We start from the raw sequence: 17,748 nt of genomic DNA, 5'->3' as shown, positions 1-17,748 counted from the left end.
CGCCGGCCGCGCGCCGTGGCCGACCCCGCAACCGGTTCTGCCAAGAACACCGGGTCCCGCGGACACCCGCCGCCGGGATCCCTCCCACGAGCGAGATGGCGTCATGAACCCGAACCCCCAGGCCCCACCCGGCCCCGTGTCGCACCTGCGCCCGGCCGGCCCGCAGACCCTCGGCATCCTGGCCGACCTCATCGCGCAGGAACAGCCCGTCTTCGCCATGCCGTCCTGGTTCGTGACCGCCGAATCCGCGCAGGCCGGCCACCTCCTCAGCGAGTTCGTCCGGGAACTGGGCGACCGCCCGGCCGGCACCCGCTACCGCAGTTTCTTCGCCAACTCCCGCTACGAGGCCCTGCACGGCGCCGTCAAACTGCTGCGCCACCGCGCCGCCGCGACCGCCGCCGTCCACCGAGGCCGGGTCCTCGTTCTCGACCCTGACGGCACCCTCGCCCGCCGCGCCGACCCCCTCGCCGAAGGCCCCGACCTCGCCCTCGCCCCCGGCCTCCTCACCCACACCACCGTGGACGGCCTGCGCTCCGCCCTGCAGGGCACCGGCACCCCGGTGTGCGGGCTCGTCGTACGCGCCCCCGAACTCCTCGACGACAGCGCCCGGGCCGCCGTCGCCGAACTGGCCCGCACCGCGCGCGCCACCGGAGCCCGCATCGTCGTCGACCTCAGCGACATCGCCCCGGACAGCCCGGCGGACCCCGCCGTCACCGCGCTCCGCCCCGACCTCGTCGTCCTCGGCGAATCCCTCACCGGGCACGAGGTCCCGTTCGGCGCCTTCACCGGCACTCACGACACGTTCGAGCCGTGGACCACCCCGCAGACCGGATTCCTGCATTCCAACACCTACGGCGGCAACACCGTCGCCATGCGCGCCGTCATCGCCCGGCTGCTGCCCCGCTGGGACGCCGCCGCCCCGGTGCACCGCGTCCTCGCGGCGGCCGCCGCAGACCGGCAGGCCACCCTCGACCTGTACGCCCGCCACGTGAACCCGATGGCGGCGCGCATGCAGCGCAAGCTGCACGGCGCGCTGAACGTCGTCCGCGCCAAGGGCTCCCGGCTCACCGTCCGCCTCGACTCGGGCCGCGAACTGGACCTGGTCGACGGGCTCTGCGGAGCCGGGCTCGGCGTGGCCGGCCACAACCCCGCCGATGCCCTGACCGACGTCGTACGGGGCCACGACCCGGCCCGGGGCCACGTCCGCGAGCTCGAAGAGGTCCTGGCCCGGGAAACCGGCCTGCCCCACACCTTCCCCGCCGTCAGCGGCGCGTCCGCGGTGGAGAGCGCCATCACCCTGGCCCGCCTCGCCCGCCCCCGGCAGCGGCGCATCGTCGTCTTCAAGCACAACTACGGCGGCAAGACCCTCGTCTCCCTGCTGGCCACCGCCGCCGACCGCACCCGCGCGCCCTTCGGCCCCCTCTACGACGACATCCGCTACATCGACCCCTTCACCCCGCACGCCGTCGACGAGTTCCGCGAGGAGGCGGCCGGGGGCGACATCGGACTCGTGTGGATCGAACTGGTCCATGGCAGTTCCGACGCCTACACCGCGATCCCCGGCCCCCTCCTCGACACCGTCACCGAGGGCCGGGCCCAGCACGGCTACCTCGTCGGCGTCGACGAGGTCCTGACGTCCTACTACCGGTGCGGCACTCGCTTCGCCCACCACGGCCGGCTCCCCTACATCGACCTCATGAGCCTGTCCAAGGCACTGAGTTACGGCTGTTTCCCCACCGGCGCCGCCCTCGTATCCGACGAGGTCCAAGAGGCCGCGCGCAGGACCAACCCGCTGCTGGTCGAGGAACTGCGCACCCACCACGCCCACGGTTTGGGCGCCCACTTCGCCCTCCAGGCCATCGGCCAGGTCGACGCCCTGGGCCTGCCCGAACGCGTCGGGGCCTTGTCGGACCTGGTGCGCGCCGGGCTCGCGGCCATGGACGACGGGCCGCGCGGAGTGGTCGGCCGCCGCTTCGCCGAGGGCATGCTCGGCCGGTTCGAACCACGCGTACCCGGAGTCCTCGGCCGCTTCGTCGACCCCGAAGGCGAGTGGATGACGTACGCCCTCATCCTCTGGTGGATCAACCGCGCCCGCGCCTTCGTCGTCTACGACGTGTTCCTGCTGCCGCTGACCGCCACCGAGCGGGAGATCCGCCAGGTCATGCGCAGCGCCCGCCGGCTCTCCCGCACCGGTCCGGTCCGGCTCCTCGCCCACGCCGCCCTGTTCCGGCTGGGCCAGCGCCTGTCCGGCCGGCCGAAGCGGCGTACGCCGCGCACCCCCACCCCCGCCTATTCGAGGAACAACGCATGAGCACACAGAACGTGGAAGTGATCCGCACCTTCTTCCGGTTGTTCGACGAGGGCCGCCTCGCCGACATCGAGCTGCTGCTCGCCCCCGACTTCGAATGGGTCTACCACGGCCCCGCCTCGCTGCCGTGGGCCGGCGTCTACCGCGGCGTCGAGGGCTTCCGCGAGTTCTTCGCCATCGTCCGCGAGCTGATCCGGGTCCAGGAGTGCGAGGCCTACGACTACCTCGACGCCGGGGACCGGATCGTGGTGCTGGGCGTGAGCCGCACCCTGGTCCTGGCCAACGAGGCGCGCTACGAGGCCCAGTGGATGAACGTGTTCACCGTCCGCGATGGACTGATCTCCCGCTACCTCGACCTCTTCGACACCGCCAGCGTCGTCGAGGCCCTCGAACGCGCCCCGCAGGAGGTGACCCCGGCTCCGTGAACACCACCACTGACACCGCCACCACCCTCGGCGCGGCCTTCACCGCCGTGGCCCGGGCCCACCCCCACCGCACGGCGCTGGTCCGCGGCGACCTCCGGATCGGCTACGGCGAACTCGCCGCCAGGGCCGAGGCGGCCGCCCGGCTCCTCGCGGGCCGCACCGCCCCCGGCGAGCCCGTCGGGATCTGCGCCCACCGCTCGCCCGGTACGATCGCCGCCCTGCTGGGGTCGGTCCTGGCCGGGGGCGCCTACCTGCCCCTGGACCCCGACGCGCCGGACGACCGGATCCGCTCCCTCGTCCTCGACAACCACCTGCGCACCGTCTTCGCCGCCGACCGGGACGTCCCGAGGCTGCGTGCCTTCCTGCCCGCCGAAGTAACGATCCTGCCGGTCGACGAGAACGCATCGGATCCGGCCCTCGGCGCGGCGCACGCCGCCGTCCCGGAGGCCGCTGCGGGGCCGGACTCCCCGGCCTACGTCATCCACACCTCCGGCAGCACCGGCGCCCCCAAGGGCGTCCAGGTCGCGCACCGTTCCGTCCTCGCGCTGGCGCACGCCCCCGAGGCCGGACTGACGGCCGCCGACACCGTCCTCCAGCTCGCCCCGCTCCACGTGGACCCCTCCGTCTTCGAGATCTGGGGCGCCCTGCTGAACGGCGCCCGGCTCGTGCTGCCGCGGTCCGACCGGCCCGGCGTGCACGACATCGGCCGGGAGTGCGCCCGCCACGGGGTGACCGTCCTGCGGCTGGCCGCCCCGCTGTTCCGGCTGGCGATGGAGCACATCGCAGCCGACCTGCGCGGGCTGCGCCTGTGCATCTCGGGCGGTGACCGGGCCGACGCGGACGCGGTGCGGACCGCGCTGCGCGAGCTGCCCGGCTGCCGGATCGTCAACGGCTACGGGCCCACCGAGACCACGGTCTACGCCTGCTGGCAGACCTTCGACACCCCGGACGACTGGGACAGCGGCTGGCGGGACGTGCCGATCGGCCGCCCCTTCGCCGGGGCCACCGCCCACGTGCTGCGCCCCGACCGCACCCCCGCCGCGCCGGGCGAGGAGGGTGAACTCTGCATCGGCGGCCCGGGCGTCGCCCGGGGCTACCGCGGCAGGCCGGAGCAGACCGCCGAGCGGTTCGTCCCCGAGCCCGGACGGCCCGAACGCACCGCCTACCTGACGGGCGACCGGGTCCGCCGCCTCCCCGGCGGCGAACTGGCCTTCCTGGGGCGCTTCGACGATCAGGTCAAGATTCGGGGCCACCGCGTCGAACCGGCCGAGGTGGAACGCGCGCTGCTGGCCCACCCCGCGGTCCGCGAGGCCGCCGTGGTCCCGTACGGCCCCACGGCCACCCGCCGACTGGCCGCATACGTCACCCTGACACCGGGGGCAGCCCCTGCGCCGGAGGCCCCGGCCTCCCCGGCAGTCCCCGAGGCCCCGGCCGATCCGGACGCCCGGCCCGACCTGAGCGTCCCGGATCTGGATTCCCGGGCCACCTTCGGCGCCCTGGCCGACCGGGATGCCCCGGCCGCCCTCAGCGTCCTGGGCGACCTGGATGCCCCGGCCGCCTTTGGTGTCCAGGCCGACCCGGACTCCTCGGCCAACCCGAGCATCCCGGCTGACCTGGGCTCCCCGGCCGCCCTTGGCGTCGAGGCCGACACCGATGCCCGGCCCGGCCTCGGTGTCCAGGCCGCCGTGCTGACCGCCCACGTCGCCCGGATCCTGCCCGAACCGGCGGTTCCGGCCGTCGTCTCCGTGTTGCCGGAGTTGCCGACCACTGCCAACGGCAAGGCCGACCGCCGTCTGCTCGCCGCTCTCGCCCACCGCGCGGCCGCGGCGGTCCCCGGACCGGCCGGCCGGGCCCCGGCAGGCGCTGGTGCGGAGGCCGACGTCCTGCGCGCCGTTTCCGGGCACTGGGAGGCCGTCCTCGGCCGAGTCGTCGGCCCGGACACAGACTTCTTCGCCGCCGGCGGCGACTCCCTGTCCGCGATGGCGATCCTGGCCCGGCTGGAACGCGACCAGGGCGTGGCCCTGACGATCGCCGACCTGTTCACCACCTCGACCGTCCGGGCGCTGGCGGCCCGCGTGGCCTCCGCCACCGCCACCGCGGCCGTATCGCCGGAGCCCGCCCCCGACGCGGACCCCGGCCGGCTGCCGCTGTCGCCCGCCCAGGAGGGGATCTGGTTCGAGCAGGAGGCCACCGGATCCACCGACCGGTACGTCATCGGACGCAGCTACGCCGTCGACGGCCCGCTCGACCTGCCCCGGCTGCGGAACGCCCTGACCCTGCTGGGCCGGCGCCAGGCCGCCCTGCGGACCGTCGTACGGCGCGACGCAGACGGCTGGTGGCAGAGCCTGACTGCCGACCCGGGCGCCGCGCTGCGCCATACGGACCTCACCGGCCTTCCGGCCGGAGAGCGCCGGGACCGGGCCCGCACCCTGGCCGCCGAGCACCGCGCGGCCGGGCCGGACGCCGAAGGCACCCGGCTGCTGCGCACCCTGGTGCTCACCCTCGACGCCCGGTGCACCCTGATCCACTTCGCCGTCCACCACGCCATCGCCGACGACTGGTCCCTGGACCTCTTCACCTCCGAATTGTCCGCCCTGTACGCGGACCCGGCCGCGGACCTGCCGCCCCTGAGCCCGGCCTACCCCGAGCACCTGCGCGACGCCCTCGAACCCCGGCCCGAACGCCTCACCGCCGCGACCCGGTTCTGGCGCGGTGCGCTAGACGGGGGAGCCGCCGGGCTCGACCTGGTCACCGACCGCCCCCGCCCCGCCGTCCTCAGCGGATCCGGCGACCGGGTACGGCTGCGGATCGGCTCCGGGCAGCGCGCCCGCCACGCCGAGGCCGCCCGCCGGCACGGCGTCAGCCCGTACATGTTCTGCCTGGCCGGCGTATACACGGTCCTGGCCGCCTACAGCGAACGCGACACCCTCACCCTGGGCGCCCTCGCAGCCGGACGCAGCCGGGCCGGGGCACAGGACCTCGTCGGCTGCTTCGTCAACCTGCTGCCCGTCCGTGTCGAGGCGGACGCGGACGCCACGGCCGACACCCTGCTCGCCCATGTCCGCACCGCCTGCACCCAGGCCCTGCACCACCAGGACGTCCCCTTCCAGACCGTGGGCCGGGAACTCGCGCCGGTCACCACCGCACGGGCGGCCGTCCCCTTCCAGGCCGTCGTCAACTACCGCCAGCGCCGGCCGCGTCCGCTGGAACTGTCAGGTGCGCGGACCGAGCCCTGGGACGCCGACGATCGCGACACCGCCACCTTCGAGCTGGCCTTCACCTTCCAGGAGGAGGGCGACGGCCTCGACGTCGAGGTCGAGTTCAGCACCGACCTCTACGACCGTGCCACCGCAGCGCGGCTGGCCGGCCAGCTCGCCGCCGTACTCGACCGCCTCGCGGACGGTGACCCGCCCCTGCGGAACGTCACCCTGTACGAACCGGGGGAGTACGAGCGGCTCAGCCGCGCCCCGGAACCGGCCCCCCGGCGGGTGCACACCACCCTCCCCGCCCTCGTCGCCCGGCAGGTCGCGGCCCGCCCGCACAAGACCGCGGTCGCCGACGCCGGCATCAGCCTCACCTACGCCGAACTCGACCGGCTCGCCGACTCCGTGGCCGCCCGCCTCGCCACCCGCGGGATCCGCCCCGGCGACCGCGTCGCCGTGTGCCTGGAGCGTTCCCCGTTCCTCGCCGCGACCCTCCTCGGCGTGCTCAAGACCGGAGCCGCCTACGTGCCGCTCGACCCGGCGTACCCGGCGCAGCGGCTGCGCCACTGCATCGCCGACGCCGATGCCGGCGCGCTGGTCTGCGCCAAGGACACCGCCGACACCCTGTTCGGGCCCGGCACGGAGGCATCCGAAGGACCGCCCGTCCTGGACATCGAGGCCCTCACCGCCCCCGGCGAGGCGGCCGAGCCCGCAGCGGACCCCGGCGATCCCGCCGCCCCGGCCTACGTCATCTACACCTCAGGCAGCACCGGGCGCCCCCGCGGCGTCGCCGTCTCCCACCGCGCCGTCGCCAACACCCTCCTCGCCTGCCTCGCCCGGCACCCCTTCACCGCGGACGACGTCTGGCTCCAACTCACCTCGCCCGGCTTCGACGTGGCCGCCTTCGAGCAGTTCATGCCGCTCGTCTCCGGCGCCACCCTGGTGTACGCGGACGACGCCACCCGCGCCGACAGCCCGGCCCTCACCCGAACCCTGCGCACCGCCGGAGTCACCGTGATGGTGACCGTGCCCTCCCTGCTGCGCGCCCTGGACCGTCCCGACCTGGCCGGTGTGCGCGTGCTGCTCGTCGCGGGCGAGCCCGCGGACGTCCACGACACGCGGCACTTCGCCCGGGATCGGGTCGTCATCAACGGATACGGCCCGACCGAGGCGGCGATCCTGGCCACCACGCACCGGGCCGACCCTGCGGAGGCCCGGGCCAGGGTGCCCGTGGGCACCGCTCTGTCCGGCACCGCGGCCCACGTCGTGGACCGCCACGGACGGCTCGCGGCCACCGGCGTCCCCGGCGAACTGTGGCTCTCCGGCGCCGGACTCGGCGACGGCTACCTGGGCGACCCGGAGCGGACGGGCGAGCTGTTCACCGCCCATCCCGCACTCGCCGGCGCCGGACGCTGCTACCGCACCGGGGACCGCGTGCGCCGACTGCCCGACGGAGCCGTCGACTACCTCGGCCGGCTCGACCACCAGATCAAGCTGCGCGGCTTCCGCATCGAACTCGGCGAGATCGAGGCCGCGCTCGCGGAACACCCCGGCGTCAGGGAGGCCGTCGCCGTCCTCCTCGGCACCGGCACCGGCACCGGCACCGACGCCGAACTCGCCGTCGGCTACGTCGGCACCGTCGCGCCGCAGGACGCCCGCGCCCACCTGGCCCGGCTGCTCCCGGGCCACATGGTGCCCCGGCTGGCCGTACCCGTCCCCGCCATCCCGACGGGCAGCCACGGCAAGGCCGACCGGTCGGCGCTCGCCACCCGGCTGGCCGCCCATCGGCAGCGGCCGCTCCCGGCCGAGGGCCCGGCGGACGGCACCGAGCGGCGGCTGCTCGCCCTGTGGGAGGACGTCCTCGGCGGGCCGGCCGGCTCCCCCGGCGAGGAATTCTTCGCACTCGGCGGCCACTCCCTGCGGGTCATCCGGCTCCTGGGCCGCATCGAGCGGGAGTTCGGCGTCCGGATCGCCGTCGCCGACTTCCTAGCCGAGCCGACCGTACGCGCGGTCGCCCGCCTGCTGCGAGGGCCCGACCCGGCGGCGGCCCCGTCGAAGACCCCCGGTACGGACTCGCTGACCGGCCCGCTGAGCGGTCCGCTGAGCGGTCCGGCGACCCTGCCGGTCGGGCCGGACGACGCGCGGCTCGACCCCGCCCTCGTCTTCCCCGACCGGCCCGGCTCCTTCGACCCGCACGACGCCGTGCTGCTCACCGGGGCCACCGGGTACGTGGGCTCCCACGTCCTGGCCGAGTTGCTGGACCGCACCACGGGCCCGGTCCTGTGCCTGGTCCGCGCCGCCGACACGGACGCCGCCCGCAGGCGTCTGGCCGCCGCCCTGCGCCGCCACGGGCTGCGCGGTGACGCCTCGGACCCGCGGATCGTGCCCGTACCCGGGGACCTGTCCCGGCCCGGCCTGGGTCTCGACGCCACCCACCGGGAGCAGGTCCTGCGGGCGAAGACCCTCCTCCACCTGGGCGCCGAGGTTCACCACGTGTCCGGCTTCCACCACCTGGCCGCCCCCAATGTCGGCGGCACCGCCGAACTCCTGCGGATCTGCGCACAGGGCCGGGCCCGCCTCCACCACGTCTCCACCCTCGGAGTGTTCCGGGACGGCCCCGACGCCGGCACACGCCCGCGCACCATCACCGAGGTCACCCCGACCGCCGGCGAACGGCACCCGCGCGGCCGCGGCTACGCCGCCGCCAAGTGGGCCGCGGAGCACCTCGTCGCACAGGCCCTCGAACGCGGCGCCGACGCCCGGATCTACCGGCTCGGCCGGGCCGGAGGCAGTACGACGGGCGCCATCAGCGAGGACGACTTCCTCAGCCGGCTCCTCGTCACCTCCACCACCCTCGGCTGCCACCCCGACGACCCCAGGCTCGCCACCGACGCACTGCCCGTGGACACCATGGCCCGGGCCCTGGTCGCGCTGGCCCTCGCCGACGGCGCCCCGGGCACCGTCCACCACCTGCACCACCCCCGGCGGACGCCGCTGGCCGAGCTGATCGCCGTACACGACCGCCGCACGGGCCGGACCACCCCGGCGGTTCCGCTGGATACCTGGCTCGGCCGCCTGGCCGACGCCGAGGCCGGCGGCACCGCGCTGCCCGCCCTCGCCTACCGCGAGTACTTCCGGGACCTGTGCGACCACCCGGACGCCCGCCTCCCCGACCACCGCAACGACGCCACCCTCGCCGCCCTGCGGGCCCACGGAATCTCCCCGCCCGCCCTGGACGACGCCCTCGTCGGCCGCTGGTGGCAGAACCTCGACCGGAGCACCCGCGATGACTGACCCGATGGCCGACGCGACGACCGACCCGATGGCCGACCCGACGACCGACCCGCACTACCCCATGGACCGGCAGTGCCCGTTCACCCCGCCCCGGGAGGCCACCGCCATCCGGGAGGCGGGCACCGTGCCCCGCGTGACGCTGTGGAACGGGGTCCGCCCCTGGCTGTTCACGGGTTTCGACGACGCCCGTACCGTGCTGTCCGACCCCCGGTTCAGCGCCGACAAGAGCCGCCCCGGCTACCCACTGTCCAGCGCCGTCGCCCTCGCCGAGACCGCCGTCGAGCCGACCCTGCTCGTCATGGACAACCCGCGCCACGACGCCCTACGGCGCCTGGCACTCGGCGAGTTCACCGTCAAACGGGCCGAGCAGTGGCGCCCCGCCGTCCGCGCCGTCATCGACGACTGCCTGGACCGGATGCTCCGCGGCACAGAGGCCGACCTGGTGGCCGACCTGGCCCTGCCCGTCGCGCTCACCGTCATCTGCGAATTCCTCGGGGTGCCCTTCGAAGACCGCGAACTCTTCCGCGGCCTGACCCACACCATGAACGTCGTCGCCGGTACCACCGAGAGCGCCGCCGCCGCCCGGCAGGCCCTCCAGGACTACCTGGAGGAGCTCGTCGCCGCCGCCGAACGGGAACCGCGCGACGGCTTCATCGGCCGCATGGCCGCCCGCCACCTGCCCGACGGGACCATGACCGGGCGCCAACTCGCCGCCATGGCACTCCTGTTGCTCACCGCCGGCCACGACACCACCGCCAACATGATCTCCCTCGGGGTACTGACACTGCTGCGCCACCCCGACCACTTCGCCGCCCTCGGCACGGACGACGACGACCCCGAGCTGCTCGCCGACACCGTCGAGGAGATGCTGCGCCACCTCACCGTGGTCCAGCGCGGCATCCGCCGGATCGCTGTCGAGGACGTGGAGGTCGGCGACCGGCTCGTACGGGCCGGGGAGGGCGCCGTCGCCGCCATCAACGTCGCCAACCGGGACCCCGCACGCTTCCCCGCCGGCGAGCGGTTCGACCCCGCCTCCCGCGCGCACGGCCACCTCGCGTTCGGGTACGGGCCCCACCAGTGCATGGGCCAGTCGCTGGCCCGCGTGGAACTCCAGGAGGCCTACGCGGCCGTGGCCCGCCGGATCCCGACGCTGCGCACGTCCGTACCCGTGGAGGAGATCCGCTTCAAGTCCGACATGGCCGTGTACGGGCTGCACGCCCTGCCCGTGACCTGGTGACCCCGCCGCCCGTCCCCCGTACCGAAGGAGCCGACCCCGTGAAGGTCACCCTCGATCCCGAGCGCTGTGTCGGCGCCGGCCACTGCGTCCTGTCCGCCGCCACGGTCTTCGACCAGGACGAGACCGACGGCATCGTCCTGCTGCTGGACCCGGAACCGGCCGCGCACCTCGCCGACGCCGTCCTGGAGGCTGCCGACCTGTGCCCCGCCCGGGCGATCCTCGTCACCACCCCCGGCGGGCGGCCGGCATGACCGCCTCCCTGCTGGACGCCCTCCGCGCCGCCCTCGACGGCGAGGGCGCCCTGGTCACCGACCCGGACGTCACCACCGGATATGCCCACGACATGATGCCGCTCGCCCCGTACGGCCGGCCGCTCGCGGTGGTCCTGCCCGCCTCGGCCGAGCAGGTGCGAGCATGCGTACGGGCCTGCGCGGCGGCCGGCGTCCCGATCGTTCCCCGGGGCGCCGGAACGGGCCTGACCGGCGCAGCCAACGCCGTCGACGGCTGCGTCGTCCTGGCCACCACGCGGATGAACCGGATCCTCGAACTCGACCCGGACAACCGGATCGCCGTAGTCGAACCCGGCGTCGTCAACCAGGACCTGAAGACGGCCGCCGCCGCCCACGGCCTGTACTACCCGCCCGACCCCTCCAGCCTCGACACGTGCACCCTCGGCGGGAACCTGGCCACCAACGCGGGCGGCCTGTGCTGCGGCAAGTACGGGGTCACCGGCGACTACGTCCTCGGCCTGGACGCGGTCCTCGCCGACGGCTCCCTCCTGCGCACCGGCCGCCGCACCGTCAAGGGCGTCGCGGGCTACGACCTCACCCGCCTCCTCGTCGGCAGCGAGGGCACCCTCGGGGTCATCACGCGGGCCACTCTCGCCCTGCGCCCGCTGCCCTCCGCGCCCGGCACCGTCATCGCGGCCTTCGACTCGGTGGCCCGGGCGGGAGCCAGCGTCAGCCGGATCGTCCGGGCCGGCCTCGTGCCCTCCCTCATGGAGATCATGGACGCGACCTCCCTGCGGGCCTCGTCTGCCTACCTCGGCACCGAGCTCGCTGGCGAAGGCGACCAAGCCCTGCTGCTCTGCCAGTCCGACGCGCCGGAAGGCACCCGCGAAGCCGAACTCGACCAGATGGAAAGCGTGTTCCGGCAAGCCGGCGCGGTGTACACGCACGCCACGCAGGACGCGGCGGAGGGCGCCCTGCTGCTGCGTGCCCGCCGGGTGAGCCTCGCCGCCCTCGAAGCCCGGGGCGCCTGCATGACCGAGGACGTGGCCGTGCCCCGCACCCTCATCGCCGATCTGATCGAGGGCTGTACGCGGATCGGCGCCGACGCGGGGCTGACCGTCGCGGTCGTCGGCCACGCGGGCGACGGCAACATGCACCCCACGGTCCTCTACGACGGCGACGACGCCGAGCAGTACGCCCGCGCCCGGACGGCGTTCGACGCGATTCTGGCCCTCGCCCTGTCCCTCGGCGGCACTATCACCGGCGAGCACGGAGTCGGCAAGCTCAAGCAGGACTGGCTGGAACGCGAACTGGGCCCGGTCGCCCTGCGCGTGCACCGCGACCTCAAGGACGCCCTCGACCCGGCAGGCCTGTTCAACCCCGCCGCCGTGTTCGCCCGGAGGCCGGCCGGGACCCGCCGTGCCGGCTGAGACCCTGCGGACGGTGGCCGGGCTCGCCCCGCCCCTGCGGACCCTGTTCCTCACCACCCTGATCTTCCGCACCGGCACCATGGCCTACCCCTTCCTCACCCCGTACCTGCTGGGCCGCGGAGGTCTGGAAGCGGCCGAGGCGGGCCTGGCCGTCACCACCTTCGGGGTCGGCGCCCTCGCCGCGGACCTGGCCGCCGGACGGCTCCTCGCGAGGCTGCACCCGTACGCCCTGATGCGGGGCGGCTTCCTGCTGGGCGCCGCCGCGGTCACGGTGGTGCCGCTGCTGAACGGCCTGCCCGCGCTCATCACGGTGGTGCTGATCTGGGGGTTCGCGTACGAGATCGTCACCCCGGCGGCCTACGCTGCCACGATCGCCGGGTCACCGCCCGAGCAGCGCAAGGTCGCCTTCTCCTGCTACCGGCTCGCCATCAACCTCGGACTGTCGGCCGGCCCGCTCCTCGGGGCCCTGCTCTACGCCCTCGACCCGCACGCCGTGTTCTGGGCCAACGCCCTGTGCGTCCTCGCGGCTGCGGCGTTCCTGCACCACTGCGGCGAACGCCGGCCCGCCGCCGGACCGGACGCCGCCGTCGGCGGACCGGGCCACGGGACCCGCCCGCGCGGCCCGGTCCGGCAGACGACGGCCGAACGCACCCGGTTCTGGAGCGTGTTCGGCCTCTCGCTGCCCATCCAGCTGGCCTACGCGCTGCCCTCGGTCTTCGTCGGCGCCTACGTCATCGTCGGCCTCGGCCTGCCCGGCTACTGGGCCGGCGTCGTCTTCACCGTCAACGCCGTCGGGATCGTCCTGTTCGAGGTCCCGCTCAACATCCGCATGGCACGCGTCGGACACCTGGCGACGCTGCTGAGCGGCTACGCGCTCGGGGGCACCGGGTTCCTGCTCATGGCCCTTGCCGACAGCGGGCCGGAGCTGGTGCTCGCCACCCTCGTGTGGACGGCGGGGGAGATCGTCGTCTTCCCCGGCCTGCTCGCCTACGTCAGCCGGCTCTCCGGCCCGGCCGCCGACCGCAACATGGGCCTGTACTCCGGCGGCGTCAACCTGGCCTTCATCGCGGCCCCGCAACTCGCCCTGCACATCTCGGCCCCCGGGCGCCCCGTGGGCGGCCGCCGGAGCGGCGGTCTGCGCCGCCTGCCTGCTGCTGCTCGCGGCCCGCACCAACCCGTACACCTGGCACAAGGAGAAACCGTGCTCAAGCGTGACCTGACCCCCTTCATCGGCGTCGAGTACAGCGGACTCACCCACGCCGAACTCACCCGCCCGGAGGTCTTCGCAGACGTCGTCGACTCCCTGCACCGGCGCGACCTCGTCGTCGTCCGCGGCATCGAACTCACCCCCCGGCAGCAGATCGGCCTCGCCGCCCGCATCGGCCGCCCCGTCCCCTTCCTCCTCGCCGACTGGCGCCACCCCGAGTTCGCCGAGATCCTCGTCTCCTCCAACGAGCGCAAGGACGGCCTGCCGGTCGGGATCGAGCGGGTCGGCCACTTCTGGCACCAGGACTCCTCCTTCGACGCCGACCCCTCCGCCTACACCGTGCTGCACGGCGTCCACGTGCCCGAGGACCACGGCCACACCGTCTTCGCGAGCGCCGCCGACGTCTACGACCGGCTGCCCGAGCAGTGGCGCACCTTCCTGGAGGACCGCGTCGGGCTGCACACCCTCACCAAACAGCAGCGCATCGCCCCCGAGCACGTGGGCCTGTCCATCGCCGAGGTACGGGCCCTCATCGCCCGCCAGTACCCGGCCGTCGAACACTCCGTCGTCCGCCGCGACCCGCACACCGGCCGCCGCTTCCTGTACGCCGCCCGCGCCTACATGGACCGGGTCGTCGGCCTCGACGCCAACGAGAACGAGGCGTTCTTCGACCTCGTCGACACCCTCCTGGCCGACCCCAACCGGAGCTACACCCACCGCTGGACCCCGCACGACCTGCTGCTGTGGAAGACAGCCACCACCTACCACGTCGCCACCGACCTGCCGCCCGGCGTCTCCCGGACCGTCCACCGCGTCAGCGTCGCCGCCGCGTGAGCGGGCTCCGGCACCCGGCCGACGGCCCCCGCCCGCCCACGAAGAGAGGACCCGCGATGCCCACCGCCCCCGACCACCCCGGCCACCACGCACACCCGTACGCCGTTCCGCACGACCGGCGTGGCACAACGCCCGTCGGCGTGATCGTCGACGGCTACTCGGTCGGCAAGTACCTGCCCGCCGCCTTCCGCAAGCTCGGCGCGGACGTCGTACACCTCCAGAGCACCCCCGAGTTCCTGAACTGCGTACCCCCGCCGGACCTGCGCCCGTACCTGGCCAACGTGGTCCAGGACGGGGCCGACCCCGCCCGTACGGTGAAGGAGCTGGCCTCCTACCACCCCTGCGGGGTGCTCCCCGGCCAGGAGACCGGTGTCCCGCCGGCCGACCGGACGGCCGAACTGCTGGGCCTGCCCGGCAACCCGTCGGCTACCTCCGCGCTGCGCCGCGACAAGTACCGCATGATCGAGGCACTGCGCGCCGCCGACATCCGCTGCGCCGACCAGCTGAAGACCGACGATGCGGCGGAAGTGCTCGCTTGGGCGCGGACCACCGGATACCCGGTCGTCGTCAAACCGCTCAGCTCGGCCTCCACCGACAAGGTCTCCGTCTGCCGAGGCCCGGACGAGGTCCGCGCCGCCGCCGCCGAGATCCTCGGAAGTCGGGACATCTTCGGCCGGCACAACGACGAGTTGCTCGCCCAGTCCTTCCTGGACGGCACCGAATACATCGTGGACGTCGTCCGAGGTCCCGGCGGCGCACGGCATGTCTGCGGCGTCTGGCGCTACGACAAGACCCTCGTCGGCACCCGGCCGGTCTACGACCGCGACGTTCTGATCGACCCCGACGCGCCACAGGTCGAACCCCTCGTCACCTATCTGGACACCGTCCTCGACGCTCTGGACATCCGGTTCGGCGCCGCCCACGCGGAGATCATGATGACCGCCGCCGGGCCGGTACTCGTCGAGGTGGGCGCGAGGCTCGACGGCATCATGGACCCGGGCCACCACGACTCCTGCCTCGACGGGAACCAGGCCGACCTGCTCGCACTCGCCTGCGTACGCCCCGAGGAGTACCGGCGCGAACACCCCGGCGACACCCTGTACCGCAAGCACCGGGCGGGGATGGTCGTCCACGTGCGGACCACCCGCGGCGGGCTCGTCGAGGCCGTCGACGAGCACGCCCTGGCCCGCATCCGTGCCCTGGAAACGGTGCACCTGGCCGTGCCCCGGCTGGCCCCGGGCGACCGGATGCGCCCCACCGTCGACCTGCTGTCCAGCCCGCTGCGCGTCTTCCTGACCGGCGACAGCCAGGAGGAGCTCCTCGCCGACCAACGCCGCATCCGGCTGCTGGCCGACGACGTGTTCCGACTCGCCCCGAACTGACTGCGCCCGCATACTCCGAGGAGCCCCATGGGTGTTGCCATCAGAGCCGACCTGGCCGCCGTGCCCGACTACAACATTCCCGGCACGGCGCCCGACGCCATCGTGCTCAACTCCAACGAGGGGCCGCTGCCGCCCCCGCCCGCCGTCATCGAGGCCATCACCCGCGCCGCCGTCGAAGGCCACCGCTACCCGCAGTGGTTCTCCGACACCCTGGTCGGCCGCCTGGCCGACGACCTGGCCGTCCCCGAGGAGGGGATCGCCGTCGGCTGCGGGTCGGTGAGCCTCTGCCGCGATCTCATCCAGGCGTTCTGCGGCCCGGGCGACGAAGTCCTGTGCGCCTGGCGGTCCTTCGACGCCTATCCGGTCTTCGCCAGGGTCGCCGGACTACGAGCCCGCACCGTCCCCCTGGACGCCGGACACAGGCACGACCTGGATGCGATGCTCGCCGCCGTCACCCGCGACACCCGCGTCGTCTTCGTCTGCAACCCCAACAACCCCACCGGGACCGCGGTCCGGGGCCGCGCACTGGGCGACTTCCTCGACCGCCTCCCCGACCGGGTCCTGGTCGTACTCGACGAGGCGTACCGGGAGTTCGTCGACGATCCCGACGTGCCCGACGGCATCGCACTGGCCCGGCACCGCCCGAACGTGGCCGTGCTGCGCACCTTCTCGAAGGCGTACGGGCTTGCCGGCGTGCGCATCGGCTACTGCGTGGCCGCGCCTGCCGTGGTGTCCGCCGTCCACAAGGTGGCCGTCCCCTTCGCGGTCAGCAGGCTCGCCCAGGCCGCCGCCCTCGCCGCACTCGACCGCCCCGAGGAGGTGCGCTCGCGCTCCGCCGCGATCGTCCGCGAACGGCAGCGTCTGCAGTCCCTGTTGACCCGCGACGGCCACTCGGTGACCCCTTCGCAGGCCAACTTCGTATGGCTGCCGCTGGGGGAGGAGGCCGGCGATTTCGCCGACTTCTGCGCCCGCCGCGGCGTGCTCGTCCGGGCCTTCCCCGGCGACGGCGTCCGCGTCACCGTCGGTCTGCCGGAGGAGAACGACGCCTTCCTCTCCGCGGCCGCCCGCTACCGGGGCCGCCGGTCATCGGCAACCCTGGTCGACCGTCTCCGATAGCCGGGCCGGAGAGCTCCCTGCGCCGCCAGGTGAGTGTTCCGCTGTGCAGGCAGCTGCCCGAGGTGTGCGCACGGACTACGCCATGGACCGGGTAGGTATGAAGGAGGGAGGTCAGGCCGCCACCTTCGCTGCGACGCACAAAACCATCGGAATCCAAGTCGCGCTCAAGCTCCGACGGTCGCACCGAGACATTCCGGCAGCCCGAATGCGGCGCGAAATCGACGTAGCCGAGGACCTCAATGCCCACCCCACTACATTGAGTGACGCCCAGGGCCACACCGCATCCACCTGGGGGAGCCCGGCGCGTGCCGGGCTCCCCCTGTGTTTCCCGCCCGGCAGTCGTTACGAGACAGCACCGCTGTCCGGGCCCGGCGTCAGCGTGACGGGTCGGACACCCCAGATCGACAAGCTGTCCGCCCGGATCACCAGCGCGATCGAGAACCTGCCCGTCCCCGACGGTCCCGATGGCGGCGGTGACAGCACCCGGCCGGGGCCGGGGCTGGTGGAGCGGATGGACGCCATCCCCGGCGTCGGTCCGGCTACCGCACGCCGAGCAGCGCGTGAGCCTGCTCCTCGACCACCGAGTCCGGCTGCGATGTCGGCGGACCTTCCATAACGCCGGACAGTGTCCTCGATGCGTCCTTCGGTGCGGTCCATTTCGCCGAAGAGGAAGAGGATCCGTTGCGGGGCGAGGCGGAGGGTGCGGTGCTCGGTACCAGCGGCTCGCCGCGTACGCGATGTCACCGCGCGGGCCGGTGCCGTGTGGCGCGGCGTCGTTCCGTCGATCGTGCTCCCGCTACGTCCAGGGGGAGGGCGCCTCGTGCGGCCGCTACGGCGGAACGGGAGCGTGAGCGGCCGCTATTGATCCGCCGTGGATCAGGAACCCGGAACGTCGTACGAGGGCGGCTGGGAGGTAGGTGGGGAGGAGGAGCTCACCTTCGGTCTCTTCTTCGTGCTGCGGTTGCGGGCGCGTGTCGCCTGTGCGCGGGGCGTCTCCTCGCTCGTTTCGAATCCCAACAGCCGGGTCCAGTTCGGGGCCCGGACAACTCAGCCGGTACCGTCTGCGGCCGAGCGAAGGACCG

General features: G+C 74.1%; 9 protein-coding genes. All 9 read left to right on the top strand.

Annotated features, from left to right (window positions below):
- The first annotated feature begins 103 nt into the window (after positions 1-103).
- From AW27_RS03735 to hisC, 9 genes are read left to right on the top strand one after another with little or no spacing between them, the layout of a single operon-like run.
- Positions 104-2,311 (top strand): aminotransferase class III-fold pyridoxal phosphate-dependent enzyme, encoded by a 2,208-nt coding sequence (locus tag AW27_RS03735; protein WP_078555860.1) that lies wholly within the window; start codon positions 104-106, stop codon positions 2,309-2,311.
- The gene (locus AW27_RS03730) at positions 2,308-2,733 is read left to right on the top strand and encodes a nuclear transport factor 2 family protein (RefSeq protein ID WP_037916465.1); all 426 of its coding nucleotides are present in this window, start codon (positions 2,308-2,310) and stop codon (positions 2,731-2,733) included. The genes AW27_RS03735 and AW27_RS03730 overlap by 4 nt, the downstream gene beginning before the upstream one ends.
- A complete protein-coding gene (locus AW27_RS03725; RefSeq protein WP_037916468.1) occupies positions 2,730-9,230 on the top strand; it encodes a non-ribosomal peptide synthetase in 6,501 nt (2,166 codons plus the stop codon). Before AW27_RS03730 ends, AW27_RS03725 begins: the two co-directional genes overlap by 4 nt.
- Complete coding sequence (locus tag AW27_RS03720; protein ID WP_078555863.1) at positions 9,223-10,467, top strand: cytochrome P450; 1,245 nt, start codon at positions 9,223-9,225, stop codon at positions 10,465-10,467. The genes AW27_RS03725 and AW27_RS03720 overlap by 8 nt, the downstream gene beginning before the upstream one ends.
- A gap of 38 nt (positions 10,468-10,505) precedes the next feature.
- Complete coding sequence (locus AW27_RS03715; protein WP_037916470.1) at positions 10,506-10,718, top strand: ferredoxin; 213 nt, start codon at positions 10,506-10,508, stop codon at positions 10,716-10,718.
- Complete coding sequence (locus AW27_RS03710) at positions 10,715-12,127, top strand: FAD-binding oxidoreductase (protein ID WP_037916474.1); 1,413 nt, start codon at positions 10,715-10,717, stop codon at positions 12,125-12,127. The genes AW27_RS03715 and AW27_RS03710 overlap by 4 nt, the downstream gene beginning before the upstream one ends.
- Positions 12,117-14,168, top strand: a complete 2,052-nt coding sequence (locus tag AW27_RS03705) for an MFS transporter (RefSeq protein WP_078555865.1) — start codon at positions 12,117-12,119, stop codon at positions 14,166-14,168. The genes AW27_RS03710 and AW27_RS03705 overlap by 11 nt, the downstream gene beginning before the upstream one ends.
- 56 nt (positions 14,169-14,224) lie before the next feature.
- Complete coding sequence (locus tag AW27_RS03700; protein ID WP_078555867.1) at positions 14,225-15,550, top strand: ATP-grasp domain-containing protein; 1,326 nt, start codon at positions 14,225-14,227, stop codon at positions 15,548-15,550.
- Positions 15,551-15,577: 27 nt separating this feature from the next.
- A complete protein-coding gene (gene hisC, locus AW27_RS03695) occupies positions 15,578-16,666 on the top strand; it encodes a histidinol-phosphate transaminase (protein WP_052030074.1) in 1,089 nt (362 codons plus the stop codon).
- The last annotated feature ends 1,082 nt before the right edge of the window (positions 16,667-17,748 follow it).

The sequence above is a fragment of the Streptomyces sp. PCS3-D2 genome (assembly GCF_000612545.2).
In the GTDB taxonomy this organism is placed as follows: Bacteria; Actinomycetota; Actinomycetes; order Streptomycetales; family Streptomycetaceae; genus Streptomyces.
Note: the sequence above shows the minus strand (reverse complement) of the source record. Positions and strands in the feature narration are given on the sequence as shown.

Bases quoted from the DNA above. Each gene is read 5' to 3' on its own strand.
- AW27_RS03730 (WP_037916465.1), top strand. From the start codon at position 2,308: ATGAGCACACAGAACGTGGAAGTGATCCGCACCTTCTTCCGGTTGTTC.
- AW27_RS03710 (WP_037916474.1), top strand. From the start codon at position 10,715: ATGACCGCCTCCCTGCTGGACGCCCTCCGCGCCGCCCTCGACGGCGAG.
- AW27_RS03700 (WP_078555867.1), top strand. From the start codon at position 14,225: ATGCCCACCGCCCCCGACCACCCCGGCCACCACGCACACCCGTACGCC.
- hisC (WP_052030074.1), top strand. From the start codon at position 15,578: ATGGGTGTTGCCATCAGAGCCGACCTGGCCGCCGTGCCCGACTACAAC.
- AW27_RS03720 (WP_078555863.1), top strand. From the start codon at position 9,223: ATGACTGACCCGATGGCCGACGCGACGACCGACCCGATGGCCGACCCG.
- AW27_RS03735 (WP_078555860.1), top strand. From the start codon at position 104: ATGAACCCGAACCCCCAGGCCCCACCCGGCCCCGTGTCGCACCTGCGC.